This is a genomic window from Intestinimonas sp. RTP31139st1_F5_RTP31139_211217 (assembly GCF_040226735.1).
GTDB classification, from domain to species: Bacteria; Bacillota; Clostridia; order Oscillospirales; family Oscillospiraceae; genus Intestinimonas; species Intestinimonas butyriciproducens.
On record NZ_JBCOAQ010000002.1, the window covers coordinates 127,331 to 152,015 of the forward strand.

A 24,685-nucleotide genomic window follows, 5' to 3' on the forward strand; every position below is an offset into this window, starting at 1 on the left:
TCTATATGGAGGTGACGAATTTTGAATTTGCACGAAACAGAATATGGCCGCAGATTTTTTAATTCCCAGCTGCCCAGTCTCATCAAGGCTCTGGAGCGAATCGCCGAAAACCTGTCTGCTCCCAAGCAGTCCTTATCAGCCGATTTTGTCGCTGATCCGGATTTCCTTCATGACCTCTACTATGGAGATTATGAGCCGAGCGTGTTCAAAACACAAAGCGAGCACCAGAAGCAGCTTAACCATAATGCTTCAATGGCAGAGGAACTCCTGCGCCAGAAAATGGGCAATTCCCCGGAAGCCATGGCCGCCTTTGAAGCGTACCAGCTTGCCGCCGGTGAGTGCAGCAGCATTGTGGCCGAGCAGGCTTTTGAGTCCGGTTTTCAGACCGCAGTACAAATGCTGGTAGCCGGGCTTATACCGCCTGAAAACAAATTTGCCGCTGAAGTTCCCCTCACCACGCAAGAGCTCCGGAAGATGGACGGGGAACAAGTATTTTGTCTTGATATGAATGAGGAAGTCAGGGTTGTGGCCCGCAAAAAAGGATTCATTCAAGTCACCAACGACAAAGAGATCCATCGCATAACAGGCTTGACCTTATACCGGCATCGGCCAAGTTGGTGCCAATAAAATTTTAAGAAATGCAATGGAGGACACAATATGAAGCTTTCTGAAGACGAAGCAAAGAGATTTCTTGAGCGTCTTTGCCCTCTGCAGGAGACGGAACAGCAGCTTCTCTGCCCGCGATGCGGCCGCAACGAATTATACTCCGGGCTGTATTTTTTCCTGAACAGTTTGAGCAGATACGCTCATGCATATATCTGCGAAAAGTGCTGGATGGATGAGGCTCTGCGGGAAATAGACGGCAATCCAGTTCCCCTGACCAGTTGGAACGCAGTTCTTCCTTTTGTTTTGAGAGGCGAGATTCCTCCATCGGATAGCCCCTGCCAAGACACCAATGCGTCTGCTGGCCCCGCGCAAACCGGAGAGATTCACAATAGCGTTCAGACTGTGTAAAGCAAAGTCTGACCTTTGTGAAAATTATGAGGCACTGAAAACTATGAAATATGAAGACTATCATCTACCCAGCGGAGTAGACCTTTCTTCCATCACCTATGAGGATATTCGCTGGCAATACGGCGTATTCCGCTGTAACAGCACGGGCTCCGGCCGGTATAAAAAGCGTTTTCCGTGGGACGGTGTAAAAACCAATCTTGGGGAGATTGAAGAAAAGGACTGGTGCAGGCTGGCGGAGGCTGTCATCGAACGCGATGGGGAGACACATCTGCTAAAGCATCTGATCCAATGGTGCAGCGAACACAATTATATCGGGGCATCAGCCGCTGAACTGCGAAAAGAAGCCCTTCAGCTACACATCGACCGGGTTTTTGACAATCCGCAATGGGGCGGCTACCTTCCTTTCAATAAGAGATACCGTCCAGAAGTCTGGCGAGCCGCTCATATCGTATATGTGCGGAACGAATGCTGCCATAAGATTTCCCCCGTTACACAAGAGCAGATCGACCATGCGTACAACGGGACAATCCCCTGCCCACACTGCGGAAGATGGAGTGAATTCATCGTTTTGGGAATCCGGCTTCAGCCGGAGCCACTGGTTCCCTGCTTGAATTGTGATTGTCATGATCCTGATATGGGATGTACCATGCCCAGCATTGATAAAAGTTACGCTTGCCCTTTGGTAAGCTGTGATGATGAGCAAACGGAGGTGCTGGATGAGTAGGTATCTAAAACCGCGGGATTACGGCTATTTGATGGAGGCGGCAGCCTGTACAAAGGTGCTGGAAGATCTGCGCCGCATAGAAGCAAAATATGCCCGGACGGTGGAGAAAGAAGGCGCTGTCCGGCAGGCTGAATTTGAGAAAGTGATGCAATACCACAGCGAGCGGGAACTCCAGGATGACTTCGGATGGGGTTTCATCACCGAGGCTCAATACGACCGGTACCGGCTTCTTTTTCAGCAGGGGCAGGCTGCCATGGAGCAGCTGCCGCCGACAAAGAGCGAACTGGCTCTGCGCCTGGTGCGCCGCATCATGGCGGATATTGACGCAGATCGCCGGGAGTGGGAGTTTTCTGCACTCTCCCCGGAAGATCAGCAAGCTGAACGGGCACGGGCCGAGCAGTCGCAGAAAGAGTGGGAGCGAAAAATCGCGGAGTTGAAACGGAAGCGCGGTATCATCGAGGCCGGCGAGGACATGGAGGAAGGGTGATCACCATTTCGCGTACAGTCTATCAAGGAGGATATGGATGATGAAAATCTTCAAAAGCCAAAAGCCTGCAGTTTGCGGTACTGCCAAGCGGCCCATCCGCCGTTGGCTGCTGCCGCCTAAAAAGCAGCAGGCATATCGCTTTTATTCCACTGCTCATTTTCATGTTTACGAGCGGTGCCGTCATTTTCGACGCGGATAATAAAGGCACATTTATTGATGAATCAAGGGGACTTGCTTTTTCCCCATCAAGGGAGGAATGAACTATGATTTATAAGAAACCGGGTGAGAAATTCTCACATGAGAACATCACCTACACAGTAGGCAGCCGCGTCCTCGCCAATGAAGCGAGTGAGTACAGCGGGCTCTTCGGGCGCATCCTTGAAATTCGCACGGATGATGACCGGGAAACTGAAAATGATACGCCGGACATCTATTGTAAATTTGACCCGCCGTGCCTTTCCGCTGCCCGCCGCGCACTGGAGCAGACTTTTTCTGAACTCTATGGTGCGCCAAAGCGTGTGGGGGATTTAGGGCTGGAACTGGTCATCATGGCGCCTGAAATGTTGACGCCTCTGGCCGTTCCCGAGCAGGCGTATCCCCAAGGTACGCTTTATGTCGTCGTCTCGCACTGGGCCACTGACGGGGAATTTGGCTCTTATGAGGCTCCGTTCACTAATTTAATGGATGCCCAGCGGCAATTTCATGACGATCTGAAAAACGAACTGGAGAGCGGCTGCATTGAGAAATGGCGTGAAAAGAGTCAGTTTGCAGAGGAAGAAACCGCAGAAAGCTATGAGTGCTATCTGGATGGGGAATACTGCGAAAACCACTTTTACCTCTCCATTGAAAAACGGCCTCTGCCGCTGGCTCCTGAATTTATACGCACCGTGGCGGCAGCCTATGAAGATGAGTGCGCACGGGAGGATTTTCTTGATAAAGCTCAAGCTTTGCCGGAGTATCTGGCTCTGACAGAAGATCAGAAAAAACAACTGTTGCACAATGCGGGCATCAAAGGGCGCATCAGCCACTACCTGGATCTCTGCGATACCTATTGGGAGTGTTACTGGGATGCAGTATCCAAGGCCGCACAGGATATTTTACAGGATGATCAGCAGGCATCCTCACAAAAATAGGACGCTGGTGATTTCTGTTGTGAAATGGAGGAAAACTATGGACGAAAAAGAATTACGCAAGGCACTTGAAATTCATTTGGATACCCTTCGGAGAAATCTGGAAGTCGTATCGCTGGAAGTGCTGAAAACAAAGTACCAAAAACCTTATGAAGAACTGCGGGGGCAAATCTGCAAAGCGGCCACCGAATACACCCGTCATGTAGCTCTATGTGATATTCGTATCCGGCGCAGCCTGTTTGACGAGGCCAAAACCTACATTGATGCAGCAATTCAGCAAACACAGTGCCTGAAAAAGATTTCCGAGGCTGCTTTTCAGCGGCAGGATATGGACGAAATTGCAGCCCTGGCCCATACCTTACGAGAGGAAATTGAAAAATCTCTTCACTATTTCTACCTCGATCACATGTGCCTGCTCGTTACCCGCGAGTGCATCGACGATCCCAATAAGGTCCCGGAGATTTACAACAAGGCAACTTCTTGTGTTTGGCGCGATGGTGCGTGGCTGTTAATGGAAGATACCGAAACGGCCATTTTACTTTCCGCTCCCATCATCAACGAGCTGCCTCCCGCAGAAGCTGCCGCATAGATGATACAGCACTCCCTCAAAGACGATTGGTTCCCGTGGCCTTCTTCAATTAAGCATCCTACTCGTTGCATTTGCACATGATATGTAGTATAATTGTAGTGCAAGGAGGTCGATTATATGGATACCAATATGACATTTAGAATAGATAGTCAGGTCAAAGCGCAAATGGCCGCCATCTGCGAGCAGCTGGGCATATCCACATCCACCGCATTCAACATTTTTGCAAATGCCTTTGTCCGCAATAATGGAATGCCGTTTCCTTTAACTCTTAACACACCATCTGCGGAAATTTCAAGGGAGCAGATGTTGGCGGATACCGATGCGGTTTTAAGTTCTTTCGCTGACGACTATAAGAGGATGGCGGAATGATTTGGGTGACGGTTGAAGATGTTATCGCCGTCCATAGCAGGATCATCAAAGCTTCAGGTGGTTTGGACGGTATTCGGGACCGAAATAGTCTGGAAGCCGCAGTCAATGCTCCGTTGCAAACCTTTGCCGGTTTTGACCTTTTTGAAACGGATCTTGCGAAAATAGCCAGAATAGGGTTTGGACTAGCCTCCAATCATGCCTTTCTTGATGGTAACAAACGGATTGGCGCAATGATGACGCAGTTGCTGCTGAAATGGAACGGCTATGTTCTTGAACTGAAGCCCGGCGAACTTGCGGATATGTTTATCTCTATTGCAAATGGCAGTGCGGGAGAACACGAGCTGCAAGCATGGATCATTCAGCACCTAAAAGATTTTTCTGATTGATCTGCCAGTATTGTATCATTGATACTTTCAATGTTGCTCCACAGAAATAAAACTCTACACTTTTTCTTATTTGACAAACGCCTTTCTATTTGGCAAGGGACACTATCACAAAGGGATCGACAAACAGTGTATTTGCTGTTTGCCGGTCCCTTGTTTTTTAAGGAGGTTACCCTGATGAAACAAGAACAACAGGTGCATATTCAAAAATCCAAAGACGCCCTCTCCTACTATCGCCAAATGCAGAGATTATATGCTGCCAGCTGCGGCGGCTATCTCGGTATCCGCGAATGTGACGATACCTACAACGACTGGAACCGCAAAATAATTGATGCCTACCGTGAACGCTATGGCGCCGCCTATTTAGGCCGTATCAACTACAGTGGGAACCAGAGACAGCGGATTGCTGATGGTACTGAAAGCGTCTTTGAAGCCTATACCGGGCAGCCGCTCTATAACTTTTGCTGTGATTTCTGTGTGTCGGCGCCAGACCGCACACTGGAAGAATTGATTCGGCACTGGAATAATGCAGCTGTCCCCCTCTCCGAAAAGAAAGTTGATGCCATTATGGACCGCATTCAGGTATTATGCGGCCAGACTTTCATCTGGTATTAACAGAAAGGGCGGGAAGCGATGAACTATATCGTCTATGGGAAGAAAATTGGAGCCCGCTGTTATGGCGCTATAAATTTGCATGAAGGAAAAGTTGGGGTCGGCCTGGTTTATGCTACGCTGATCCCAGATTGTGGCCGCGCCAAAATGTATGCTGACAAGATGGCTGAGATGGTGCCCGGTTTTATCTTCCAAGTTCGCGGTGCCGGCACTCGCAAGGTCTACTATGAAAAGGCCGGCAAGCCGGAGGAATCGGTATGAGCGCCGGGGAGTCTTCTTTTCTTCTCTGGCTTCGGGAGGTCGTTCAGCCGCAAGCAGACCCCCGTTCCGGGAATGCCGCGGCGCTGGATGATTTCTCGCCGGATGGAATGCGGGAATATTGCTATCCCAAGGAGTTTACGGTGTCCGGCGACGCCTATATGTGGTCGGTTTCAAGCGCCCACACAAAAGGGCGGCATCTCTGCACCCACTACGAAATTTGGTTTTTCGGGCCAGCGTTTGGCTCTGGCCAGAGAATCGCCACCGGCAGTCCTACCAAAGCCAAAATACGGCGCGGTCTAAGAAAAATCTATGATTATTACTACGGAGGAAACTCGAATGAAAACGATCCAGCTCACTTTTCTGTTTGAAGACACAGGCTTCTGCAAGGATGTGTTCCAATCTGTAAACCAACCCTATTACTACTGCAACCGTGATACGGTTGATGGCACATGGTACACTTCTACCCCGGATGATTATCAAAATGATTGCCGCATCCGAAAGGATGTTATCATCGAGATCATCTCGGATGGGCAGGTGATCGCTCTGGATGGAAACGGGGACTTCGAGGGCAAAAAACCATTCATCCCCTTCTATACCTTTAGGGAACGACTGGCACAAGCGTTCTTGAATAAACACCCGGGGCTCCACAGTTATGAAGATATGAAACAAAAGCTCCTGTTCCTGCCGGGCGGGGAGCCTTACTCTGACCCGAGCAGCTGTCAGGATAACTGGATTTTTGCCCTTGATTTTGGGAATGAAACCGAACAGGTCCTGGAATCTGCCGACTGGATGGGCCGGGAGTATCACATTCTTGCCGTCCAGTACACGCACAAACCCACTGGCTTTGTATTTACAAATTATCGTTTTCGGGCGGCTGTTCTCCCACCGAGGGCTTCCAGCCATGATCTTTTGCTTTATGATTGGCACGAGGACCGTTGAAGGAGGATCGTTTATGGGAGTATTGCTGATCCGAGAATTGAATGTTGATGGCTGCGGCGACTTTGCTGATGTACTGGTCCAAACTGACCAGCCGGTAACGCCAGAGCAGATGAAAGAGCTGCACCACGAGCTGACACGCCTTAACAACGAACAGGAGTGCCCAGATACGGATGATGTGGTGGAAGAAGCCGTGAAAAACACTTTGGGCGAGACGGCCCGGTGTATCGACTATGCCCTGCTGGAATATGGCGGGGCCGGCCGTCACTGCGATGAAAATTTTCATTGACTACCTTCGCCGAGTTATCGACAAGCATTTACATCAAATCAAAAAGGAGAATCACCATGAATATATTACATGACAAATCTTCTGTCAAAAGTTCCAGCGCAAAATGGATTGACCGGGGTTATGCCCGGGAAGATGTCCATTCGCTTAGACTCCAATATGTCTACACCCCAGAGCAGCGGGAGGCAAACCGTCAGATTTGCGATGACGGCCCTGACGAGGCGCACCGCAGGATCAAACGGGCAGCTGAGTCAAAAAACGCTGTGATGGCCTCTGTCATGGCGGCCATTGCCAGGGAGTTTATCTGCTATCAGTATGAATCCGAAGATCCGGCGCCTTATGGAAGTTCCCGTTGGGAATTGTTTTTCTGGTGCAACGACTTCAGCAATACACTTCACGGCTATGGGTTGTCCGGGCGTGACTATTCGTATTTCACACTGTCCTTTAATTTAGCCCAAACCGTCGAACAGCGGGCGGCAGTCTGCGGGCGTGTCCTGCAGTTTTTAGAAACCCGCTTTCATTCAAACCCTAATCTTGAGGTTGCGGTGCAGTACACCACATGGTACGACAAAGGAAAGATCAAAGCGGACGCCAAAAAGGTGCAACATCTTCTGGATGGCCGCCAGTACACCTATGGCACCAAGGAAGGCAAATTTGTTGTGGAGAACGGTCAGCTTCTCTTCCACCCCAAGTATGCCAAAAAATATAACTACCGTGTGGACGATTCTGATATTCTCGCTATATGCTGGGAACTGGATCTGACACCCAACATCAGTACAGTTCCAGCCCAAAAACCAATGCCGGCCATGGGTAGGCAAGGGCCTCTTACTTTCCCTTATGAAAAGTATGGCTCTGTCCATCCTATCCAGTTAAAGGTATCCGCCTATATGGACGGCAACCTGGCGATTGCCATGCACACATGGGAAAATGGCTATGCGGAGCCCTGGGCCTCTCTGACGGTCAATCTGGACGGGGAACGGGGGAAAGACTGCGCGTTCATCGATACCAATGGCGATGCCGATTTCCCGGTCTGGCTGATCCGCCACGGATTGGCTATCCCTACCGGAGCAACGCAGCGCAGTGGTTACTGTGAGTATCCAGAGTACCGCTTCCGGGCAGACCGCCTGCGTGAACTGGACCCGGAGGGGTACGCTGAATATCTATCATTGCAGGAAGGGAGGTGCAGCGCATGAAGTACAAGGAAGTCTATTTGGTGCTAAACCAACGCAAATTAGATGCTCCAGGCTTCCACTACTCTGATTACAGCGGGTGGCGGGCTGCCAACCAGTCTTATATGACCCGCCAGCGCCCGCTCTGGATTGTGGCAGAAGACCCGGCTGCTGGCAGACGGATGTGGATCTGCCACGACGGCTCTGCGTTGAGTGTCACCATCTGCAAAATGAATTCAGAAGGGCATAACTGTGGCGTCAGTCATCGCCTCCCCTGCAAAAACCGCACGGAACTGGCTGCAACTCTGCGAACTCTTTTTTCGATGAGCGAATCTGTTGCATAGATTGAACAATTTATGAAGCAGGGGGAAGACCTCGATATAATTTTGAACATAAATTCAAAGTCAGGAGACATTACCATGAAAATCAAATTATATCCCAAAGAATTACTGGAAGCCGCTTGGAAGCAAGACAAAAAGCTTTATGCTCATGGCGATGCAGCGGCCCCTCCCAAATGCCTGCGGTGTGGCTCTCTTCTGGCAGCCCACCTGATGGTCAATGCCCTCAGCCGCTATGCGGATGTGCAGATCTGTGAAGCCTGTGGCATGGATGAGGCCCTTCGGGATGCCGCCCATACGCCCCTGCCCCTTGCGGAGTGGGATGCCGTCAAGTCTGGACATCTGAAGAAAAGCGCAGAAAAGTCCACCTGTTATCTGGTGCAGACCTGCACTTTTTCAGAAGTGTTCAAGCACACCTACAAGCCTCCGATGCAGCTCATCGAACGCCCCGTCAGCGAACTTGCTTATTCCCGTTCGGATTACGATGGATACCGCTGGTGGACAACCTGGCACAATGAGAGCGGCAAAAAGACGCCGCCAGAACTGGTAAAGGAGATCGATGAGTTTCAAAACACCCTGTTCAAGTTACCGGCCTTTAAGACGCTGGAGACCATGAAACGCTTCTGCCGATATGCCGAGACTACCAGTGATCCGACTGAATTTAACCTCTATTCTGAAACGGCACATTTGTACATCCGGATTCGGCTGATCACTCGGTTTCGGGATTACAACGCCTATATCTACTACTATGATAAGGCTGCCGCTGGAGAGGAGCAATAAAATTGCAATAAGCATTTTGCAGAGATTCTTTTCTGAGCGATCTGGTAAAAAGGAAATCGTGGTAGGGTAAGTTTTACCGCAGTGTGGCCTCACCTTTTCGGGTGAGGCCCACAGGTTATGTCGGAATAAGCGCACAGCAGCATCCAACTACTGCTGTGCGCTTGTTTTTTTCCTCTTAGTACATCCTGTTTGAATCCACGGGAAAGGCCCCGAGATCAAAAGGTCTCGGAGCCTTTCTCATAAATTCAAATTCGGAACAGTTTGATGGCTCGCATCAATGTAATGCACTGCTCCTGGTATAGATCCTCATCCAGCCGGCCGTCAATTACAGAATATTTGAGCAGTAAGGGCCGATACATATTCAAAATATCGGTAATTGACTCCAGATCACCTTCTTTTGCCTGAAACAACAGTTGTTCAAATATCATGTTTTTCCACCCCCTCAATACTTTTTCTCAACTTTTGAACAGCACGGTAATAGACTGCAGCTGCGCCTTTATAAGTCAGGCCCAGTCTTACACCAATCAAGTCAAAAGGGCAGTTGTCCAAAACATGCGACAGGAACACATACCGCTCGCGTTCATTCAACCGCTTGAGTGCATAGAAGAGCGCATTACTTTCGATCACATCCCATAGAGGAAGGTGCTCTGTAACCTCTTGTTCCAAAGTCTGTCCTGTGGTATAGGTTGTATCGGTCAGTATTTCACTGTTGCTGTATTGGTTGAGCATGTTCAGGTAATCGCGCCGAGTGCGTTTTACTGCCTGGATTAAGTAACCTGTAAATCTGATTTGTAGTTCTTCCTCTATCTGTCCATTATTTCGATACCGCATGGTCTTGTCCTCCAAATCGTTCAAGAATTTTTGGGAATCTTGAACATTTGGAGGGGATCGGCACCGAACTAATGGGCGTCTTCGTGTTCTATATAAAACAACACAGCCGACCACACACCACAAAGGTGAGCAATCGGCTGTGTGATACACATAAAGAAGTCCGTCACGACTTCCGACGCCCGCAGGAGGAGGCTTGTCGCTTGTCTTGTGATGTTCCCGCCCTGTCCTCCGAAAAGGGCGGCAGAAGAACCATATTCGATAGTAAACTGTGTGTCGAAATGTAAGCAGATGGGCGACGAACCTTTTTATGTGCATGGTTTTCAAACTTTCCATGCGCATTTGGCTCCTTGCCATCTGAACCGCACTTTGCACACGAACCTGCATTGCCCATTAGAGCGGGCAGCAGGTCTGCCAATGATCCAGGTTCAGTAATTTGATTTTTTTGTAGAATTTTGTCGGGAATTAAAAGAAAAGGCGGCCTCATTCATTTAAGAATAAGACCGCCTAACGCAACTTAAAATTCCCTCTGCTATTTCGATTTTTAGTTTTCATACACATTCCTCCCGTTTTCGAAAGTTGCCTATATGGTTAGAATTTATCTCCATTGTATTCGGTAAATCTGACCAAATTCTGACTAAGTTTTCACTTTTTCCATTTTAATTCCAATTTTCAACACGGCAAAAGGGAGCAGCCTTCATTGATCAACAAAGGCCGCTCCCTTTTACTTCTACTTCTCAAAGCGATAACCGTATCCGTGTACCGTTTGAATCGCATTGATATTTAGTTTTTTCCGTATCTTGTAGATCCGGCTGGTAACGCTTTCAAGGCCAGAGGCAAAATCATTGGGCATTGCATACTGGTAAAGCTGCTCCCGGGTAAAAGTCCAGCCGGGGTGTAAGGCCAGATAATATAAAATATTGAACTCCATTGTAGTTAACTCCACAACTTGTTCATTTACATAGACCCTGCGTTGGTTTGGGTCAATACGCAAATTCCCATATTGCAGTACAGCTACCCCCGTCAACAGCCTCACCTCCCGCGACTATTTCTTTTTGTCCATACTTTGCTTTAGATGCCGAAAGCTATTCTCGCTAATCACATGTTCCATGCAGCAGGCCTCCTGTTCCGCTGTTTTTGGATCGACACCCGCCTCCGTCAACAAGCGGGTAAAGAAGCAGTGTTTCTCATAGGTCTGCTCGGCTACCTCGCAGCCCACATCAGTCAGGCGGAGAAAGAAGTCCCCGTCCATGGTGAGGAAACCGCCCTTTTTTAAGGTTGCTACTGCGTGGCATACACTGGGTTTAGACACCCCCATGTGCCGGGCCACATCCACGGAGCGCACCATGCCTTTCTCTTTCTGGAGCATCAATATAGCTTCCAAGTAGTCCTCGCCGGACTGGTGCAACGACAAACAAATCTGCCCCCTTTCCTTTGGAAACACATCCTTTGACAAGGAGCCGGTCTTAGCAGGCCGGCTCCTTGTCTCATATTCTGATAGTCCATCACTCCGCTGGCTGGATCAGCCGCACATCAAAGAACATGGGCGTGCTGGAAAAATCATAGCCCGCGATCTTGTCCGTGTTGTAGACAATCATATCCTTGACGAACAGCAGGGGCAGATCCAACACATTGTCGTTGTCGAAGTTCAGCAGTTCATCGAAAATCTCCTGAACCCTGGCACTGTCATCCGTAGTCTGGAACTCCTCAATCAGAGACAGAAACTCGTCGCTGCCTTCCACAGCGGGGAGACTGGGCACATGGGGAGAGCGGGACAGCATGGGAATGAAGTAGTTGTGAGGACTGGTATAGGGCTGCTCGGTGTTCCACATGATGAGGTCATAGTTTCCGGCAACGCCTTCCTGCCACCAGGTCATCATCTCCTGGCCTTCCGTCTCCACATTGATCCCTACCGCCGCCAGCTGGCTCTTGACCGCCGTAGCCAGGGACTTATTCAGCGCGTCCCCGGAGTCATAGGTGTACTTCAAAGACAGTGCCTGCCCATCCTTTTCCCGAATACCGGTGGACTCATTCAGTACCCACCCGGCTTCATCCAGGAGCGCATTGGCTTTTTCAGGGTCGTAGGTACGGACCACATTCAGCTCCACATCCGTATAGGGGATGCCGTCGGGGAACAGGTGGTCGGCGGGAGTTTCCTCGCCATAGGTCAGCCCTTCAGAAAGGGTTTCCTTGTCGATGGCGTAGGCTACGGCTTCGCGCACTTTCAAATCGGACAGAACGCCGGAGGCGTTGAGCACCAGGTTGCGGGTCTTGGAGTCGCTCTCCGCCACCGCGCCGGCGATATTGGGGAGGGAGGTGGCCTGCTGATAGTCATCCCAAGTCAGAAGTGCGCTGCCGTAGATCAGGTCGATCTCACCGCTCTGGAGCGCCTGAAGCCGGGCGGAGGCGTCGGGAATGTACTTGACAATGACTTCATCATAGTAGGGCTGTTCTCCCCAGTAGTTCTCGTTGCGGACAAAACGGACATAGTCGCCGTCCACGATCTCCTCATACACATAGGGGCCGGTGCCTACCACACCATTCATGGACTGGTAGTTCCCCTCCTCCAGTACGGCGGGAGATACCAGGACCATGGTTTCCGGATAGCAAAAGTCCATCAGATAGGCGAAGTAGGGACCGGGATAGTGGAATGTCACCGTGTACTCGTCCACGACCTCAATGCTCTCCACCTTGGCCACAGCGGAGATATTGCTGAAATTGGGATTGGGGTGTGCAAACTCAAAGTCCGTCTTGACCGCCTCCGCATTGAACGGCGTTCCGTCGTGGAAAGTAACTCCTTCTTTCAGGTGGAAGGTCAGCGCCTTCCCGCCATCAGAAAACTCCCAGCTCTCCGCCAGGCAGGGGACGATCTCCCCGTTCTCATAGTTGACAAGGCCCTCATAGCAGAGCTTTGTGCCGATGTTATTCTGCACATCCATGTTGAGGGGGTAGAGGGTGTTCAGCTCCGCGCTGACCGCAGTGGTCAGGATCTTGGGCTCCTCCGCCGTCTGGCTGGAGGACGGTTCCTGCGAGGTGGAGGGCGTCTCATTTCCACCGCAGCCTGCCAGTGCGCCGCAGAGCAGTGCGCCGCACAGGGCAAGAGAAAGCAATCTCTTTTTCATGGGTTTCTTCCTTTCATTACTGTTTTATGCCAACACGGACAATCTGTCCGGCTTGCATCGTGAGAATGGTGTCGGACAGGCGGTAGGCGCTGTCCATATCGTGGGTAATAAGCAAAAAAGCACAGTCGAACTCCCGATGGTATTGTTCCAGGACACGCATGACGGCATCGGCGGAGATCAAATCCAAACCACTGAGCACTTCATCCAGAATGAGATACTTGGGGCGGATGGACATGGCCCGCACCAGGGAGAGCCGCCGCTGCTCCCCGCCGGATAACTGCCGGGCGGGGACATCCAAAAGCCGCTCCTCCATGTGGGTCAGTTCCATGAGTTCGCCAATGCGCTCCCGGCGCTGCCGCTTTGAGAGGCAGGTCAGATTGACCATCGCCTCCTCCACATTGCTGCGGACAGAGCGCATGGGATTCAGCGTCCCGCTGGCGTCCTGAAAGACCGCCTGGAGTTTTGTACGCCGCTTTCTCCAATTCTCGGCGTTCCAGCCGGAGGTGTCCTCTCCATCCAGGGAGATCGTCCCCTGATCCGGTGGCTCCATGCCGACCAGCAGGCGGGCCAGGGTGCTTTTCCCGGAGCCGGACTCTCCCACCAGTGAGGTGAAGGAACCGGGCTCCAGGTGAAGGGACACATCCCGGAGCGCGGCAAAGGAGAGCCCATGCGCGCCGGCGTAGGTTTTGCTGATGTGCTCGGCAATCAGTCCGTCCATGTCCATCCCTCCCTGTTCACCGGGCGGTTTGCCGCGGCATATTCCTTGGTCCACGCCTGCTTTGGGTGTTCCAAAAGTTCCTGCATCGTCCCCTGTTCGGTCAGCATCCCGTGTTCCATCACATAGACCGTCCCGCAGAGGGCGCGGAGTGCGGCAACATCGTGGGAGATAAACAAGATGCCAGCGCTTTCCCGCTGCTGTTCCAGAAGCTCCAGCAAAAGCGTCCGATTTTCCGCATCCAGTGCGGAGGTGGGCTCGTCGGCTAAAATGTATCTGGGATGCAGGGCCAGCAGCAGGGCGGCCGCCGCCCGTTGCAGCATCCCGCCGGAGAGCTGGGCAGGGTAGCTGTTGAGCACCCGCCGGGGCTGGGACAATCCCAAATCCGCCAAAAGCGTTTCCGCCCGCTCCAGCGATGTTTTCCCGGAGACGCCTGTCCTCAACCGCAGGGTCTCCTCCATTTGCCGCCCCAGCTTGAGCCTGGGGTCAAAGGCGGTCATTGGGTTTTGCGGGATAAAGCCCAGGGTCGTTCCGCACAGCTCCCGACGCTTCCGAGGGGACAGGGCCCATAGCGATTGTCCGTCCACCTGGATCGTACCGCCGCTGACCTGGCAGCCGCCGCTTAAAATGCCGAGCAGGGCCTTGAGCAGCGTGGTCTTGCCCGCTCCGCTCTGCCCGGTCAGGCCCACAGCCTCTCCGGTCTCGAGTTGAAAAGAGATCTGCTTCAAAAGCTGGGCGCCGTTCCGGGCCGTTACAGATAAGTTTTGTACCTCAAGCACGAGCGGACACCCTCCTTTCGATCCAGCGCCCCAGCGTATGGAATGCCATGGTACACACCACGATCATCAAAACCGGGTACAGCGTGAGGCCGGGATAAGAGAGCAGATAGTGGTGCGTCTCCGACACCATGCTGCCCCAGTCCACTACATTGTCGCCCATGCCCAAGCCAATGAATGAAAAGCTGACGATGGACAGCGTCATATCCGCGCAGGAGAGGCAGATAAAGTGAAGGACATCCCAGACCAGATTGGGGAGGATATGGACAAACAGGATGCGGCGCGGCCTTGCACCGGAGGCCACCGCGCACATCACATAGGCTTTCCCCTGCTCAATCCCGGTCCGTGTCTGGACCAGCTTGATGACCCGCAGCATCAGGGAGGCCGACACCGCCACTACCATAGTGAACACGCTGTTGCCCCAGGCGGCAATAAAAATGATCAGGTAAGCGATGGGCGGGATTGCGGTGACCGCATTCAGTACCCCCTCCAAAATCAGGTTTTTGCCGTTCTTTCCGCCGCCCATGAGCAGGCCGGCCAGCGTTCCCAACACGGAAACCGTGACGGAGCCCACCAGGACGATCCCCAGTGTGGTCCGTCCGCCATAGAGCAGGCGGGACAGCACACATCGCCCCAGATTGTCCGTGCCGAGAGGGAACTCCGAACAGGGGGATAGAAATTTCTTGGTCAGATCCACCAGATCGGGATCATTGGGGGCGAGCAGGAATCCAAAAGCACAGACGCAGAGTACCAGAAGCGGCAGAATCAGCCCAGCCTTTGCCACAAAAGAATGTTTTCTCATGCCCGGCCTCCCACGGCCCGCATATCGCTTCTCAGGCCATATTGTAAAAGCTCCGCCGCTGTGTCCAAAAGCACCAGTGTCAGCGCCAACACCAGAACTGCGGCGTGGATCACCGGCGAGTCCCGCTTTACCACCGCGTCAATGATCAGGTAGCCCAGCCCGGACAGGGAGAACACCCGCTCTACAATGGCTGCATTGGCAAGGCACAGCCCCAGCATCTGGGCGAAGCTGGGTAAGAGGTCCACCACGGCGTGGGGGAATGCGTGAAACAGAAGGATGCGCCCTTCCCTCAGTCCGCGGCACCGTAAGTACATGGCATAGTCCTGCTCCATTTCTCGTTCCAAAGAGGCCGCCAGCATCTGCCCATAGAAGCAGATCCCCAGGACCGACAGGCAGAGCGCCACCGGAAAGTAGCGAGCAAAACCGCTGTTCCCCGAGACGCTGATCCAGCCCAGCCGCACCGCAAACAGGTCGATGAAAGCAGTCCCCAGATAGAAGCCGGGCACGGAAATGCCGATCATGGTCAGGAATGAGAGAATCATGCCTCCGGCTTTCTGCCGCCAGAGATACCCCAGCATCCCCACCCCCAGGACCCCAAGGGACATGATTACAGCGGAATAGGCCACCACCGTCAGTGTAACGGGTACTGTTTTCGCCAATTCCTCCGTCACCGGGTTTCCTGTCCCCAGGGAAATACCGAAGTCCATGTGGAGCGCGTCCACCACCCAATCGAAATACTGCACCGGCAGCGGCTTGTCCAGGCCCAGCATGACGCGTGCTTCGTCGATCTGCTCCTGGGTGACGACGGCGGAATTGCGCTTCACATACGCTGTGGCCGGATCAATGGGAGAGAGGCGCATCAGCAGAAAAGAAAGAAGCGTGACCGCAAACAAGGTCAGCAGGACGACAACAGCCCGCCGAATGAGATAGCGTCTGGTCCGCTGTGCCATAAGATCACCTCCAAAAGTTAGTTACTGCTAATCATCTGCCAAGGAAAAAGCGCACCGAACTCGATGCGCTTTCTGGCAGATACCCCCGCGTACAAGGGCATTATAGACGATTTTCTGTTGTTTCACCACTCCCGCAGGACGCTGTCTGCTCCTATCAGACAAAAAGTTTTTCGGTACTCCGTTGGGGTGTGCCCTGTGTACTGCCGGAACACCTCGGAAAACTTACTGGCGTTCTGGTACCCCACCTTGCCGGCGATTTCCGTCACATCCAGCTTCGTTTCCCGCAGAAGCCCTGCCGCTGTGTGCATACGGTAGGCTTGCAGATAAGCATTGATGGTGGTTCCGTACACCTCCTTGAAGCACTTTTTCATGGAGGTCAGCGGAAAGGAAAAGGTCTGGGAGAGTTCTTGCAGGGTAATGCGGCGATCCAGGTGCTCTACCAGATACTGCCGGACTGATTTAATCTGTTCCACCTGGGTCCGGTCTACATACGGCCGTTCTTCTCCGCGTGCCGTGATCTCCGGGGAGCCGAGGAAGAGGAACAGCTCCATCACCTTGAGCTTGAAATAGCCTGCCCGCAGATTTTCCGGCGCATGGTAAAGTTCAGAGAAAATGTGCTGAATGGACTCAGTGGCCCGCATGATGAAGCAGGAGTTGCGGGCGCACAGACGGTCCCGCATGGCGAAGAGGTCGCAGTACAGCCCTTCACCCAACGCCTCCGATACCTGACGCAGCACTCTGTCCGCCACCGGAATATCCACCGCGATGGTGATGCCGTGGTAGTGGGACAGGGGGAACCAGGTCTCGCGGGTCCGGTTGGTCATGACATTGACGGCCAGATCACCCTCTCCCAGATAGACTGCGCTCCCATCTGAAAATTCACACTCAAACCGGCCAAGCCGGCAGTGATTGATCTCCAGCAGGTCGGCCCGGGGGTCCTCCCGGTGCGCCACTCCGCAGGACATATGAATATCATCATAGAGCAATTCGATTCCGGGGAACACTGGGTAGCGGGTAATGACGCCCTCTCCGGTTTCGTTTTCCATCTTGTAGACAGAACAATTCTCTCCCTGAATGATAGTTTGAGCCGCCTCCCCCTGCAGAACCTGGGTTTTAATCAGCTCCTCGTCCGCAAAGCGGACATGATTCAAGCCGGCTCGTTTCTCTTGGCTGTACTCCATCAACCACATCACCTCCTCTGACGCGCTACAAAAAATATACCCCGGCGCTCCTGTGTTAAGTTCGCTTGGGATTTTGGGGAAACCATCCCCGCTCTACCCGCCGTGCCTGTTCTTTCAGTTCCCGGATGCTCCAAAGAAAAGCCACGCCCACAAGTCCCAAAAGAATAGAGAGCAGCCCATGTGCAAACAGCGCCAAACCCAGGCAGATCAGCCCGCACAGGAGAAACAGCGGCCAAATCTTTTGAGAAAAGTGGTATTCACACCAGATTACCAGCGGATGAAAGGCTCCAATCACCAGCAGAGAGGCCGCTCCGACTGCGATCCCCTCAAAATTCAATTCCATAGAAGTCCCTCCCCAGCCCATGATACAACGGAGTCCGGCAGGCAGATAAGCCGCCGCATCAAGCCTCCAGCTTCCAACTGTTGGCCTTGGCCCGGACATGAACAAAGTCGGCATACAGGCCAGGTTGGGCGATCAGTTCCTCATGAGTACCCCGCTGGACAATGTGCCCGCCATTGAGGACCAGGATCTGGTCGGCATTGCGCACCGTTTTCAGCCGGTGAGCGATTAGAATCAGGGTTTTTCCCTTTGTCAGAGAGGAGATCGCGGCCTGGAGTTCCGCTTCATTCTCGGGGTCTACGCTGGCCGTGGCCTCGTCCAGAATTACGATGGGCGCATCCTTGAGCATGGCCCGGGCGATGGAGATACGCTGTTTCTCGCCCCCGGAGAGGGAGCCGCCGCCCTCTCCCAATACCGTGTCGTAGCCATCCGGCAGGGCCATGATAAAATCGTGGCAGCAGGCGGCCTTGGCAGCGGCCACCACCTGCTCATGGGCGGCGTCCGGGCGGCCGAACTTGATGTTGTTCTCCACCGTGTCGTTGAAGAGATATACCGACTGAAACACCATAGAGATGTTTTTCATCAGGCTGTCCAGCTTGTACTCCCGCACATCATGGCCGCCCACGATGATCCTGCCGCCCTGAACATCCCAGAAGCGGGCGATAAGATTGCACAGAGTGGTCTTGCCGCCGCCGGAGGGGCCTACCACAGCGGTGGTGCTGCCGGCGGGGACTGTAAGGCTCACATGATCCAGGATAGTCCGCTCCCCATAGGAAAAAGAGACATCCTCAAACTGAACAGAAGCATCCTCCGGTTGGAGTTCCGCCCCGTCAATGTCCATCACCGGCGTATCGTCGATGGAGTTGGCCTTATCCATAGAGGCGCCCAGCATCTGTAGATTGTCTGCCATATTGCCGGCGCTCTCCAGCTCCGCGTAAAGCATGAAAGAGGCAACAAGCATCAGCAGGCACCGGGTCAGAGGCAGGCTCCCGCCGGAATAGAGCACCAGGGCGCACACAGCCAGCGCCACGGCGAACACCCGCACCGTAATCTGCCGCAGGCCCATCCAGGGGGCTACGGAGTGTTCCAGCCCCAGGGCCTTTTCACAGCTTTCATCCACGGTTTTCTGCACAGCCTGGCCGCTGTCCTTATCTAAGCCGTAAGCCTTTACCACACTCATGCCCTGGATGTACTCCAGCACCGCCTCCACCAGCTTCATCTGGGCGTGCTGGCGGGCAGGCCCCGTCTTGAGCAGAGACCGCTGGCTCAGTTCCGCAACCAGCAGATAGGCAAGAATCCCCCCGATAGCCAGCAGGCCGAGCCGCCAGTCTACAAGCAGGATTGCCAGACTCATGGCCAGAGTGTTGAGAAACCCGCCGATGACGCTGACCAGGCAGCGGGCGGCGTTATTCTCCACATCTCCCAGTGTGGTGGTGACTACGGCGGTAATGTTGCCCAAGGAGTTGTCATTGAAGTAGCCCATGGGGATGTAGCGCAGCCGATCTCCGATATGGACCCGTTTTTCTGCCACCATGAAGTAGCCCGTCTCTGTCTCCGCATTGGTGGACCAGTAGGAGCAGGCGGTCCGTCCCGCTACAGAGACCAGCATGACGCCGATCACCGGCCATATGCTCAAGCTCGCGCCGGCCACCAGGATCTCCAGGGTCAGCATCAGGGCCCAGAACTGGAACGCGGTGAACACAGCCCCCAGGAAAGCCACGAGCATGGATTTTTTCAAAAGCCCCCTGCGGCTGCCCGCAAAGGCGGAAATTTTCCGAAGTACGCTGAACATCTCTTATTCCTCCTCTCCGTCCCGGACGCCCAGATAGGACTGCCACATTTGCCGGTACAGCGGGCAGGAGGCCAGCAGCTCCTCCTGCTTCCCCTGAGCAACGATTCGGCCATCTTCCACCACAACGATGTTGTCCGCGCCGGCCACCGTGCCCAGCCGGTGGGCAATGACGATCAGCGTCTTACCCTCCGTCAGACGGGAGATGGCCTGCTGGATGACCGCTTCATTCTCCGGGTCGATGCTGGCGGTAGCTTCATCGAGAATGACGATGGGCGCATCCTTCAGCATGGCGCGGGCAATGGAAATGCGCTGCTTTTCGCCGCCGGAAAGGTGGCCGCCGCCCCCGCCGCAGATGGTGTCGTAGCCCTGATCTAGTTGGCGGATGAAATCATCGCACCCGGCCGCCTTGGCTACCGCCTCGACTTCCGCATCGGTGGCGTTCAGGCGGCCCATGCGGATGTTGTCCCGCACCGTGCGGTCAAAGAGATAGTTGTCCTGAGATACATAGGCAATCTGGCGGTTGAGCTGCTCCAGCGGGATCTTCCGCAGATTCACACCGCCCAAGGCGACAGAGCCGCCCGTCACATCCCAGAAGCCGGCGATGAGCTTGGCGATGGTGCTCTTGCCGGAGCCGGAGGGACCCACCAGAGCGGTGACCGTCCCCGGCCGGATGTCCAGGCTTACATCGTGGAGCACTTCACCGTCCTCCTGCTTGTAGGCAAAGGACACATGATCCAGCCGGATACCCAGCCCATTCAGCTTCGTCTCTGCCGCGGGGCGCTCCAGCTCCGGAGCCTCCAGAATGGCGGAAATCTCACCCACATTGGTACCCACCACCGCCAATTCGTCCACAAAGGTCATGGCTGATACCAGAGGACCGGTAAGCCCCAGGGACAGCACGACGATGGTGAGGAATACGGCGGTGCTCAGGCTTCCGCTGCCCCACAGCAGCAGTCCCACCGGCAGGACGGGTAGCAACACTGAGGGGATGACCGCCTGCATGACCGCCATATACTTCTGGTTGTCCGCCATCCAGTCCACATAGTATTGGGCGTTCTCGGTCACGGCATCGGAGTACCGCTTGTAAGACCCTGCGGACTGACTGAACGCCTTGACCACCTGGATGCCGCCCACATACTCCACGATGGCATTTGCCATGCGGCGGCCCACCTCCACGGCGCCCTGCCAGCGGGCGGCGTAGGTCCTGCCGCTCTGGGAGGCTACTGTGAACCCGATCACCGTGGTCACCAGGGAGGCGAGCCCCATTCGCCAATCCAGGACGAAGATATAGACCGCGATGCTCACCGGCACCAGCAGATTGGAGGTCATCTCCGGCAGCAGATGGGCCAGAGTGGGCTCCATCCCTTCCACCCGGTCAACAATGGTGGTCTTATACTGGCCGGAGGGCGTGTCCAGAATCGTCCCCATGGGCACCCGGCTCAGTTTGGAGAGCAGATTTTGCCGCACACGCCGCAGCGTGTGATAGGTGGCCGTGTGGGACAGGCTGGTAGACCATGTGGAAAACAGCGCCTTTCCCGCATAGCCCGCCAGGGCCAGACCGCACCAGGGCAGGCACTCCGCAAGGCCGCCTCCTTCCAGCAGCAGCCCAATCATAGCAGCCACGCAGAAGTATGGCGCCATACCGCAGGCCACCCCCAGCACCGCCAGGGCTACCGAAGCATAAAATCCGCCGTGCTCACCACTTGCCCAACCCCACAGCACAGCAAAGGGTGAGGGCGCTTTCTTGTTATCCATAGCTTAAAACCCCTTTCTTATAGTTAGTAAGTGCTAACTTAAAATCAAAAGGAAAACCCTTTATTCAAAGGGTATTCCAAGGAGACGGAACCAGCCCGCGGAGTAAAAATTCCGCAGGTCATCCATATAAACCATCGCTTTTTCCCGCGGCATATCATGGCGGATTGTTTCAAACATGCCGTTGAAGAGTGCGGTGGACATGATGTGGATCAGTTCATCATCCAGACGGCGAATGGGGTAGCCAGCTTCCACCATTCGATCCACCAGAAGCCGTCCAGAGTGATCCTCAATTTCCGCCAGGGTATCCAGGTAGTGCTCGTACTTTGTCCCGGAGGAACAGCAGGCGATGAGCTTGAATGCGTCAAAGTGGTCGTAGAGAAAGTCCATCATCCAGGAGGCTTCCTTGTCCGGCACCTCCGGGAGCTTTTGAAGCTGCTCCTCCAAACTCCTGCCGGCAAAGGTCTGCTGAAGGGTCCGATAACGCTCTACCAGCTCTTGGGCTGGCTCTCTCACCAATCCGTCAAACAGTGCCTCCTTGTCCGTATAGTAGCGGTAAATCGCTCCAGTTGTTACTCCAAGAGATGCTGCTATACTTTTTAAGGATGCCCCCCGGAAGCCGTTCTCCATAAACTCGCGCTTCCCGGCTTCCAGCAGATCCTTCCGCAGCTTTTCGTTTACAGGACGCATTTCGTTCACCTCTTTTCGATAATCATATTATCCAATAATGATATTATCTTAAATCAAACGATTGTATTTGTCAAGCCACAATTATAACGGCTGAACCGTATGCGGGTCGGTGTATTCTATTCATTAAACAAAAAACGCAGCTGCCTTGGTTGGCAGCTGCGTTTTTATTAAGTATATGCTATTACAATCACCAGTTTCTCTTACTTCTCAAAACGATAACCGTATCCGTGTACCGTTTGAATCGCATTGATATTTAATTTCTTCCGTATCTTGTAGATCCGGCTGGTGACGCTTTCGAGGCCGGAGGCAAAATCATCAGGCATCGCATATCGGTAAAGCTGCTCCCGGGTAAAGGTCCAGCCGGGGTGTAAAGCCAGATAATATAGAATATTGAACTCCATTGTAGTTAACTCCACAACTTGTTCATTTACATAGACCCTGCGTTGATTTGGGTCAATACGCAAATTTCCGTATTGCAGTACCGCCATCCCGATCACCAGCTTCACCTCCTCGATCATTTCTTTTCCAATATATTCTTTTTCAAATGCTGAAAACTGCCCTCACTAATCACATGCTCCATGCGGCAGGCATCCTGTTCCGCTGTTTTTGGATCGACACCTGCCTCCGTCAACAAGCGGGTAAAGAAGCAGTGTTTTTCGTAGGTCTGCTCGGCTACCTCCCGGCCCACATCTGTCAGACGGAGGAAGAAGTCCCCGTCCATGGTGAGGAAACCGCCCTCCTTCAAGATAGCCACTGCATGACTTACGCTAGGCTTGGAAACCCCAAGATGTCGTGCTACATCTGCGGAGCGCACCATTCTTTTTTCTTTTTGAAGTACCAATACGGCCTCCAAATAGTCTTCACCGGAGGCATGGAGTGATGTACCGTGCCGTTGTTTTACCCTTTTCTTCACGCCAATCTCCAACCCTCGGCCTGCTCCCGGATCTCAATAAACCGCCGGTACAAGCCGCCCTGGGCCATTAGTTCCGCATGGGTACCCCGCTGGGCGATACGGCCATCCTCCACCACCAGGATCTGATCCGCGTGCTGGATGGTAGCCAGCCGGTGGGCGATGGTGAGGATGGTTTTCCCCTTTGTCAAAGCGGACAGAGCCTGTTGGATCAGGTGTTCATTCTCCGGGTCTACGCTGGCAGTCGCTTCATCAAGGATGACAATAGGGGCGTCCTTCAAAATGGCCCGGGCGATGGAGATGCGCTGCTTCTCCCCGCCGGAGAGGGTGGAGCCACCCTCTCCAACCACGGTGTCATAGCCGTTCGGCAGGGCCGAGATGAAGTCATGGTAGCACGCAGCTTTGGCGGCAGCGACCACCTGCTCATGGGTGGCATCCGGGCAGCCGAATTTGATATTGTTCTCCACGCTGTCCTGGAAGAGATACACATTCTGAAAGACCATGGAGATATTTCGCAGCAGGCTTTCGCAGGTAAATTCTTTCACATCGTGGCCGCCCACCGACACGGCACCCCGGTCCGCGTCATAGAAGCGGGCTACCAAATTGCATATCGTGCTCTTGCCGGAGCCGGACGGCCCCACAATGGCGGTAGTGGTCCCCTGGGGTGCGGTAAAGGTCACATCGTGGAGTACCTCGCGGCTCCCATACCCGAAGGATACATGGGAGAGGGACACATCAAACCGTTCCGGCGTGACCTCTTTCCCGCCCTTGTCAATGAAATCCGTATGTTCCAGTTCCTCCAGCCGGTCCAGCACCGAATCTGTCACCGACAGGATGTGGGCCGCGTCATTGATGGCCTCCACACTGCCGAAAATAGTGAAGGAGAACAGGGCAATCATCAGGAAATACGGGAGCGGTAAAGCGCCTGCCAAAGCCTGCTGGCCCGCGGCGAGCACCAGCCCCACGGATGCCGCCCGCAGAGCGAACAGATGCAGACAGTTCCAGGGGACGAACCCAAACTCGTTTTTGATACGGATGGCCTTATTGTCCCGGCAGGCGTCCCGGAACCGCTGAACGGAAACCCCGTCCTGTCCAAAGGACTTCACCACCGGCAGGCCATGGATATATTCGACAGCCGCGCCGGACAATGCCTCCTGAGCCCGGTGGCTCACAGGAGCGGTGCGGGCGCTCTGACGGCCGATCCCCCGCAGGGCAAAGGCGGACACCAGCACGCCGATCAGCGCCACCAGCGCGGCGGGCGGGCAGAAAATCGCCACGCACAGCAGGATCACGGCCACCTGAATATAGCCGTTTACCACCGCGTCCACCATCTTCATACTCTGGAGTTCCAGTGTGCTCAACTCCGTGGTGAGCGCCGCCAAAATGTCCCCCAGATTGTTTTTGGCAAAGTACCCAAGGGACACCCGTTTCAGCACATCTCCCAGTTCCATCCGCTGCTCTGCCGCCCGTTCCGTTCCGATGCTCTCCTGAAGCCGGTTTTTCCAATAGGTGAAGAAAAACCGCAGCAGGATCAGAACGACGATGCCAGATAAGCACAGCCATGGGAGAGAGCCGGAAAGCTCATTCTCTCCCCAGGCGTTCCCGATCATCCGCCCCAGGGCCCAGGCCGCCAGCATCACCGGCCCCGCGGTACACCATGTTGCAAAAAACGAGCACACAAAGCCCAGAATCATTCGTTTTCGATAGTTCTTTGCCCATCCCATAATGCGTCCTACGCTGTGAAACATC

Annotated in this window: 34 protein-coding genes; 17 read left to right on the top strand and 17 right to left on the bottom strand. The window is 53.8% G+C overall.

What is annotated here, in order from left to right:
- Positions 1–21 precede the first annotated feature (21 nt).
- The 17 genes from ABUA09_RS02890 (at position 22) to ABUA09_RS02970 (ending at position 9,078) form a co-directional block, all read left to right on the top strand.
- The gene (locus tag ABUA09_RS02890; RefSeq protein WP_044940979.1) at positions 22–627 is read left to right on the top strand and encodes a DUF6809 family protein; all 606 of its coding nucleotides are present in this window, start codon (positions 22–24) and stop codon (positions 625–627) included.
- A gap of 30 nt (positions 628–657) precedes the next feature.
- Positions 658–1,014, top strand: a complete 357-nt coding sequence (locus tag ABUA09_RS02895; RefSeq protein WP_044940976.1) for a hypothetical protein — start codon at positions 658–660, stop codon at positions 1,012–1,014.
- 43 nt (positions 1,015–1,057) lie between these two features.
- Complete coding sequence (locus ABUA09_RS02900) at positions 1,058–1,738, top strand: hypothetical protein (protein ID WP_044940973.1); 681 nt, start codon at positions 1,058–1,060, stop codon at positions 1,736–1,738.
- Complete coding sequence (locus ABUA09_RS02905; protein ID WP_044940969.1) at positions 1,731–2,225, top strand: adenylosuccinate lyase; 495 nt, start codon at positions 1,731–1,733, stop codon at positions 2,223–2,225. Before ABUA09_RS02900 ends, ABUA09_RS02905 begins: the two co-directional genes overlap by 8 nt.
- A gap of 37 nt (positions 2,226–2,262) precedes the next feature.
- A complete protein-coding gene (locus ABUA09_RS02910; RefSeq protein WP_157838658.1) occupies positions 2,263–2,424 on the top strand; it encodes a hypothetical protein in 162 nt (53 codons plus the stop codon).
- A 64-nt stretch (positions 2,425–2,488) separates the two neighbouring features.
- On the top strand, positions 2,489–3,358 hold the full coding sequence (locus tag ABUA09_RS02915; RefSeq protein ID WP_044940966.1) for a hypothetical protein: 870 nt from the start codon (positions 2,489–2,491) through the stop codon (positions 3,356–3,358).
- 37 nt (positions 3,359–3,395) lie between these two features.
- Positions 3,396–3,944 carry a hypothetical protein gene (locus tag ABUA09_RS02920; RefSeq protein ID WP_009258022.1) on the top strand — a complete coding sequence of 183 codons (549 nt, stop codon included), beginning with the start codon at positions 3,396–3,398 and terminating at the stop codon, positions 3,942–3,944.
- Positions 3,945–4,061: 117 nt separating this feature from the next.
- Positions 4,062–4,313, top strand: coding sequence for a type II toxin-antitoxin system RelB/DinJ family antitoxin (locus tag ABUA09_RS02925; RefSeq protein ID WP_009258021.1), 252 nt, complete (start codon positions 4,062–4,064; stop codon positions 4,311–4,313).
- Positions 4,310–4,699 carry a type II toxin-antitoxin system death-on-curing family toxin gene (locus tag ABUA09_RS02930; RefSeq protein WP_009258020.1) on the top strand — a complete coding sequence of 130 codons (390 nt, stop codon included), beginning with the start codon at positions 4,310–4,312 and terminating at the stop codon, positions 4,697–4,699. The genes ABUA09_RS02925 and ABUA09_RS02930 overlap by 4 nt, the downstream gene beginning before the upstream one ends.
- A gap of 174 nt (positions 4,700–4,873) precedes the next feature.
- Positions 4,874–5,311: a hypothetical protein gene (locus ABUA09_RS02935; RefSeq protein WP_009258019.1), complete on the top strand. Its 438-nt coding sequence runs from the start codon at positions 4,874–4,876 to the stop codon at positions 5,309–5,311.
- A gap of 18 nt (positions 5,312–5,329) precedes the next feature.
- A complete protein-coding gene (locus ABUA09_RS02940) occupies positions 5,330–5,569 on the top strand; it encodes a hypothetical protein (protein ID WP_044940963.1) in 240 nt (79 codons plus the stop codon).
- Entirely contained in the window at positions 5,566–5,937 is a 372-nt protein-coding gene (locus ABUA09_RS02945) for a hypothetical protein (protein ID WP_157838657.1), read from the top strand. Before ABUA09_RS02940 ends, ABUA09_RS02945 begins: the two co-directional genes overlap by 4 nt.
- Complete coding sequence (locus ABUA09_RS02950) at positions 5,906–6,508, top strand: hypothetical protein (protein WP_044940960.1); 603 nt, start codon at positions 5,906–5,908, stop codon at positions 6,506–6,508. The genes ABUA09_RS02945 and ABUA09_RS02950 overlap by 32 nt, the downstream gene beginning before the upstream one ends.
- A gap of 13 nt (positions 6,509–6,521) precedes the next feature.
- Entirely contained in the window at positions 6,522–6,794 is a 273-nt protein-coding gene (locus ABUA09_RS02955; RefSeq protein ID WP_044940957.1) for a hypothetical protein, read from the top strand.
- Positions 6,795–6,850: 56 nt separating this feature from the next.
- Positions 6,851–7,984: a DUF4313 domain-containing protein gene (locus ABUA09_RS02960; RefSeq protein WP_044940955.1), complete on the top strand. Its 1,134-nt coding sequence runs from the start codon at positions 6,851–6,853 to the stop codon at positions 7,982–7,984.
- Positions 7,981–8,304 carry a hypothetical protein gene (locus tag ABUA09_RS02965; protein WP_044940953.1) on the top strand — a complete coding sequence of 108 codons (324 nt, stop codon included), beginning with the start codon at positions 7,981–7,983 and terminating at the stop codon, positions 8,302–8,304. Before ABUA09_RS02960 ends, ABUA09_RS02965 begins: the two co-directional genes overlap by 4 nt.
- A gap of 75 nt (positions 8,305–8,379) precedes the next feature.
- Positions 8,380–9,078 (top strand): hypothetical protein, encoded by a 699-nt coding sequence (locus ABUA09_RS02970; RefSeq protein ID WP_192933245.1) that lies wholly within the window; start codon positions 8,380–8,382, stop codon positions 9,076–9,078.
- Between the two features lie 245 nt (positions 9,079–9,323).
- On the opposite strand, the gene ABUA09_RS02975 is transcribed toward ABUA09_RS02970, so the two are convergent.
- From ABUA09_RS02975 to ABUA09_RS03055, 17 genes are all read right to left on the bottom strand, one after another.
- The gene (locus ABUA09_RS02975; protein ID WP_009258011.1) at positions 9,324–9,506 is read right to left on the bottom strand and encodes a helix-turn-helix domain-containing protein; all 183 of its coding nucleotides are present in this window, start codon (positions 9,504–9,506) and stop codon (positions 9,324–9,326) included.
- On the bottom strand, positions 9,496–9,909 hold the full coding sequence (locus tag ABUA09_RS02980; RefSeq protein WP_044940951.1) for a sigma-70 RNA polymerase sigma factor region 4 domain-containing protein: 414 nt from the start codon (positions 9,907–9,909) through the stop codon (positions 9,496–9,498). Before ABUA09_RS02980 ends, ABUA09_RS02975 begins: the two co-directional genes overlap by 11 nt.
- Positions 9,910–10,636: 727 nt before the next feature.
- Positions 10,637–10,933, bottom strand: coding sequence for a winged helix-turn-helix domain-containing protein (locus ABUA09_RS02985; RefSeq protein ID WP_024729837.1), 297 nt, complete (start codon positions 10,931–10,933; stop codon positions 10,637–10,639).
- 18 nt (positions 10,934–10,951) lie between these two features.
- Positions 10,952–11,320, bottom strand: coding sequence for a metal-dependent transcriptional regulator (locus ABUA09_RS02990; RefSeq protein WP_080744451.1), 369 nt, complete (start codon positions 11,318–11,320; stop codon positions 10,952–10,954).
- A 91-nt stretch (positions 11,321–11,411) separates the two neighbouring features.
- A complete protein-coding gene (locus ABUA09_RS02995) occupies positions 11,412–13,028 on the bottom strand; it encodes a nickel ABC transporter substrate-binding protein (RefSeq protein WP_044940945.1) in 1,617 nt (538 codons plus the stop codon).
- A gap of 16 nt (positions 13,029–13,044) precedes the next feature.
- Complete coding sequence (locus ABUA09_RS03000) at positions 13,045–13,746, bottom strand: ATP-binding cassette domain-containing protein (protein ID WP_227127341.1); 702 nt, start codon at positions 13,744–13,746, stop codon at positions 13,045–13,047.
- Positions 13,734–14,522 (bottom strand): ATP-binding cassette domain-containing protein, encoded by a 789-nt coding sequence (locus ABUA09_RS03005; RefSeq protein WP_044940939.1) that lies wholly within the window; start codon positions 14,520–14,522, stop codon positions 13,734–13,736. The genes ABUA09_RS03000 and ABUA09_RS03005 overlap by 13 nt, the downstream gene beginning before the upstream one ends.
- Positions 14,515–15,321 (bottom strand): ABC transporter permease, encoded by an 807-nt coding sequence (locus tag ABUA09_RS03010; RefSeq protein ID WP_044940936.1) that lies wholly within the window; start codon positions 15,319–15,321, stop codon positions 14,515–14,517. The genes ABUA09_RS03005 and ABUA09_RS03010 overlap by 8 nt, the downstream gene beginning before the upstream one ends.
- Positions 15,318–16,271, bottom strand: coding sequence for an ABC transporter permease (locus ABUA09_RS03015; protein ID WP_044940933.1), 954 nt, complete (start codon positions 16,269–16,271; stop codon positions 15,318–15,320). Before ABUA09_RS03015 ends, ABUA09_RS03010 begins: the two co-directional genes overlap by 4 nt.
- A 122-nt stretch (positions 16,272–16,393) precedes the next feature.
- Positions 16,394–17,452, bottom strand: a complete 1,059-nt coding sequence (locus ABUA09_RS03020) for a helix-turn-helix domain-containing protein (protein WP_050001710.1) — start codon at positions 17,450–17,452, stop codon at positions 16,394–16,396.
- 55 nt (positions 17,453–17,507) lie between these two features.
- Complete coding sequence (locus tag ABUA09_RS03025) at positions 17,508–17,795, bottom strand: DUF4491 family protein (protein ID WP_050001709.1); 288 nt, start codon at positions 17,793–17,795, stop codon at positions 17,508–17,510.
- 58 nt (positions 17,796–17,853) lie between these two features.
- Positions 17,854–19,584, bottom strand: a complete 1,731-nt coding sequence (locus ABUA09_RS03030) for an ABC transporter ATP-binding protein (RefSeq protein WP_044940930.1) — start codon at positions 19,582–19,584, stop codon at positions 17,854–17,856.
- Between the two features lie 3 nt (positions 19,585–19,587).
- Positions 19,588–21,339, bottom strand: coding sequence for an ABC transporter ATP-binding protein (locus tag ABUA09_RS03035; protein ID WP_044940927.1), 1,752 nt, complete (start codon positions 21,337–21,339; stop codon positions 19,588–19,590).
- A 60-nt stretch (positions 21,340–21,399) separates the two neighbouring features.
- Positions 21,400–22,026, bottom strand: coding sequence for a TetR/AcrR family transcriptional regulator (locus tag ABUA09_RS03040; RefSeq protein ID WP_024738452.1), 627 nt, complete (start codon positions 22,024–22,026; stop codon positions 21,400–21,402).
- A gap of 200 nt (positions 22,027–22,226) precedes the next feature.
- Positions 22,227–22,514 carry a winged helix-turn-helix domain-containing protein gene (locus tag ABUA09_RS03045; RefSeq protein ID WP_227127344.1) on the bottom strand — a complete coding sequence of 96 codons (288 nt, stop codon included), beginning with the start codon at positions 22,512–22,514 and terminating at the stop codon, positions 22,227–22,229.
- 26 nt (positions 22,515–22,540) lie between these two features.
- Positions 22,541–22,951 (bottom strand): metal-dependent transcriptional regulator, encoded by a 411-nt coding sequence (locus ABUA09_RS03050; RefSeq protein ID WP_207734068.1) that lies wholly within the window; start codon positions 22,949–22,951, stop codon positions 22,541–22,543.
- Positions 22,936–24,684 carry an ABC transporter ATP-binding protein gene (locus tag ABUA09_RS03055; protein ID WP_044940918.1) on the bottom strand — a complete coding sequence of 583 codons (1,749 nt, stop codon included), beginning with the start codon at positions 24,682–24,684 and terminating at the stop codon, positions 22,936–22,938. Before ABUA09_RS03055 ends, ABUA09_RS03050 begins: the two co-directional genes overlap by 16 nt.
- Position 24,685: the final 1 nt, after the last annotated feature.

Coding starts and splice junctions, on each gene's coding strand:
- ABUA09_RS02945 (WP_157838657.1), top strand. CDS start 5,566: ATGAGCGCCGGGGAGTCTTCTTTTCTTCTCTGGCTTCGGGAGGTCGTT.
- ABUA09_RS02960 (WP_044940955.1), top strand. CDS start 6,851: ATGAATATATTACATGACAAATCTTCTGTCAAAAGTTCCAGCGCAAAA.
- ABUA09_RS03040 (WP_024738452.1), bottom strand. CDS start 22,026: ATGCGTCCTGTAAACGAAAAGCTGCGGAAGGATCTGCTGGAAGCCGGG.
- ABUA09_RS03055 (WP_044940918.1), bottom strand. CDS start 24,684: ATGTTTCACAGCGTAGGACGCATTATGGGATGGGCAAAGAACTATCGA.
- ABUA09_RS02920 (WP_009258022.1), top strand. CDS start 3,396: ATGGACGAAAAAGAATTACGCAAGGCACTTGAAATTCATTTGGATACC.
- ABUA09_RS02980 (WP_044940951.1), bottom strand. CDS start 9,909: ATGCGGTATCGAAATAATGGACAGATAGAGGAAGAACTACAAATCAGA.
- ABUA09_RS02905 (WP_044940969.1), top strand. CDS start 1,731: ATGAGTAGGTATCTAAAACCGCGGGATTACGGCTATTTGATGGAGGCG.
- ABUA09_RS03045 (WP_227127344.1), bottom strand. CDS start 22,514: ATGGCGGTACTGCAATACGGAAATTTGCGTATTGACCCAAATCAACGC.
- ABUA09_RS02940 (WP_044940963.1), top strand. CDS start 5,330: ATGAACTATATCGTCTATGGGAAGAAAATTGGAGCCCGCTGTTATGGC.
- ABUA09_RS02895 (WP_044940976.1), top strand. CDS start 658: ATGAAGCTTTCTGAAGACGAAGCAAAGAGATTTCTTGAGCGTCTTTGC.
- ABUA09_RS03015 (WP_044940933.1), bottom strand. CDS start 16,271: ATGGCACAGCGGACCAGACGCTATCTCATTCGGCGGGCTGTTGTCGTC.
- ABUA09_RS03020 (WP_050001710.1), bottom strand. CDS start 17,452: ATGGAGTACAGCCAAGAGAAACGAGCCGGCTTGAATCATGTCCGCTTT.
- ABUA09_RS02995 (WP_044940945.1), bottom strand. CDS start 13,028: ATGAAAAAGAGATTGCTTTCTCTTGCCCTGTGCGGCGCACTGCTCTGC.
- ABUA09_RS02955 (WP_044940957.1), top strand. CDS start 6,522: ATGGGAGTATTGCTGATCCGAGAATTGAATGTTGATGGCTGCGGCGAC.
- ABUA09_RS02925 (WP_009258021.1), top strand. CDS start 4,062: ATGGATACCAATATGACATTTAGAATAGATAGTCAGGTCAAAGCGCAA.
- ABUA09_RS02965 (WP_044940953.1), top strand. CDS start 7,981: ATGAAGTACAAGGAAGTCTATTTGGTGCTAAACCAACGCAAATTAGAT.
- ABUA09_RS03025 (WP_050001709.1), bottom strand. CDS start 17,795: ATGGAATTGAATTTTGAGGGGATCGCAGTCGGAGCGGCCTCTCTGCTG.
- ABUA09_RS02900 (WP_044940973.1), top strand. CDS start 1,058: ATGAAATATGAAGACTATCATCTACCCAGCGGAGTAGACCTTTCTTCC.
- ABUA09_RS03000 (WP_227127341.1), bottom strand. CDS start 13,746: ATGGACGGACTGATTGCCGAGCACATCAGCAAAACCTACGCCGGCGCG.
- ABUA09_RS02950 (WP_044940960.1), top strand. CDS start 5,906: ATGAAAACGATCCAGCTCACTTTTCTGTTTGAAGACACAGGCTTCTGC.
- ABUA09_RS03030 (WP_044940930.1), bottom strand. CDS start 19,584: ATGTTCAGCGTACTTCGGAAAATTTCCGCCTTTGCGGGCAGCCGCAGG.
- ABUA09_RS02910 (WP_157838658.1), top strand. CDS start 2,263: ATGATGAAAATCTTCAAAAGCCAAAAGCCTGCAGTTTGCGGTACTGCC.
- ABUA09_RS02935 (WP_009258019.1), top strand. CDS start 4,874: ATGAAACAAGAACAACAGGTGCATATTCAAAAATCCAAAGACGCCCTC.
- ABUA09_RS02930 (WP_009258020.1), top strand. CDS start 4,310: ATGATTTGGGTGACGGTTGAAGATGTTATCGCCGTCCATAGCAGGATC.
- ABUA09_RS02915 (WP_044940966.1), top strand. CDS start 2,489: ATGATTTATAAGAAACCGGGTGAGAAATTCTCACATGAGAACATCACC.
- ABUA09_RS03035 (WP_044940927.1), bottom strand. CDS start 21,339: ATGGATAACAAGAAAGCGCCCTCACCCTTTGCTGTGCTGTGGGGTTGG.
- ABUA09_RS03010 (WP_044940936.1), bottom strand. CDS start 15,321: ATGAGAAAACATTCTTTTGTGGCAAAGGCTGGGCTGATTCTGCCGCTT.
- ABUA09_RS02975 (WP_009258011.1), bottom strand. CDS start 9,506: ATGATATTTGAACAACTGTTGTTTCAGGCAAAAGAAGGTGATCTGGAG.
- ABUA09_RS02970 (WP_192933245.1), top strand. CDS start 8,380: ATGAAAATCAAATTATATCCCAAAGAATTACTGGAAGCCGCTTGGAAG.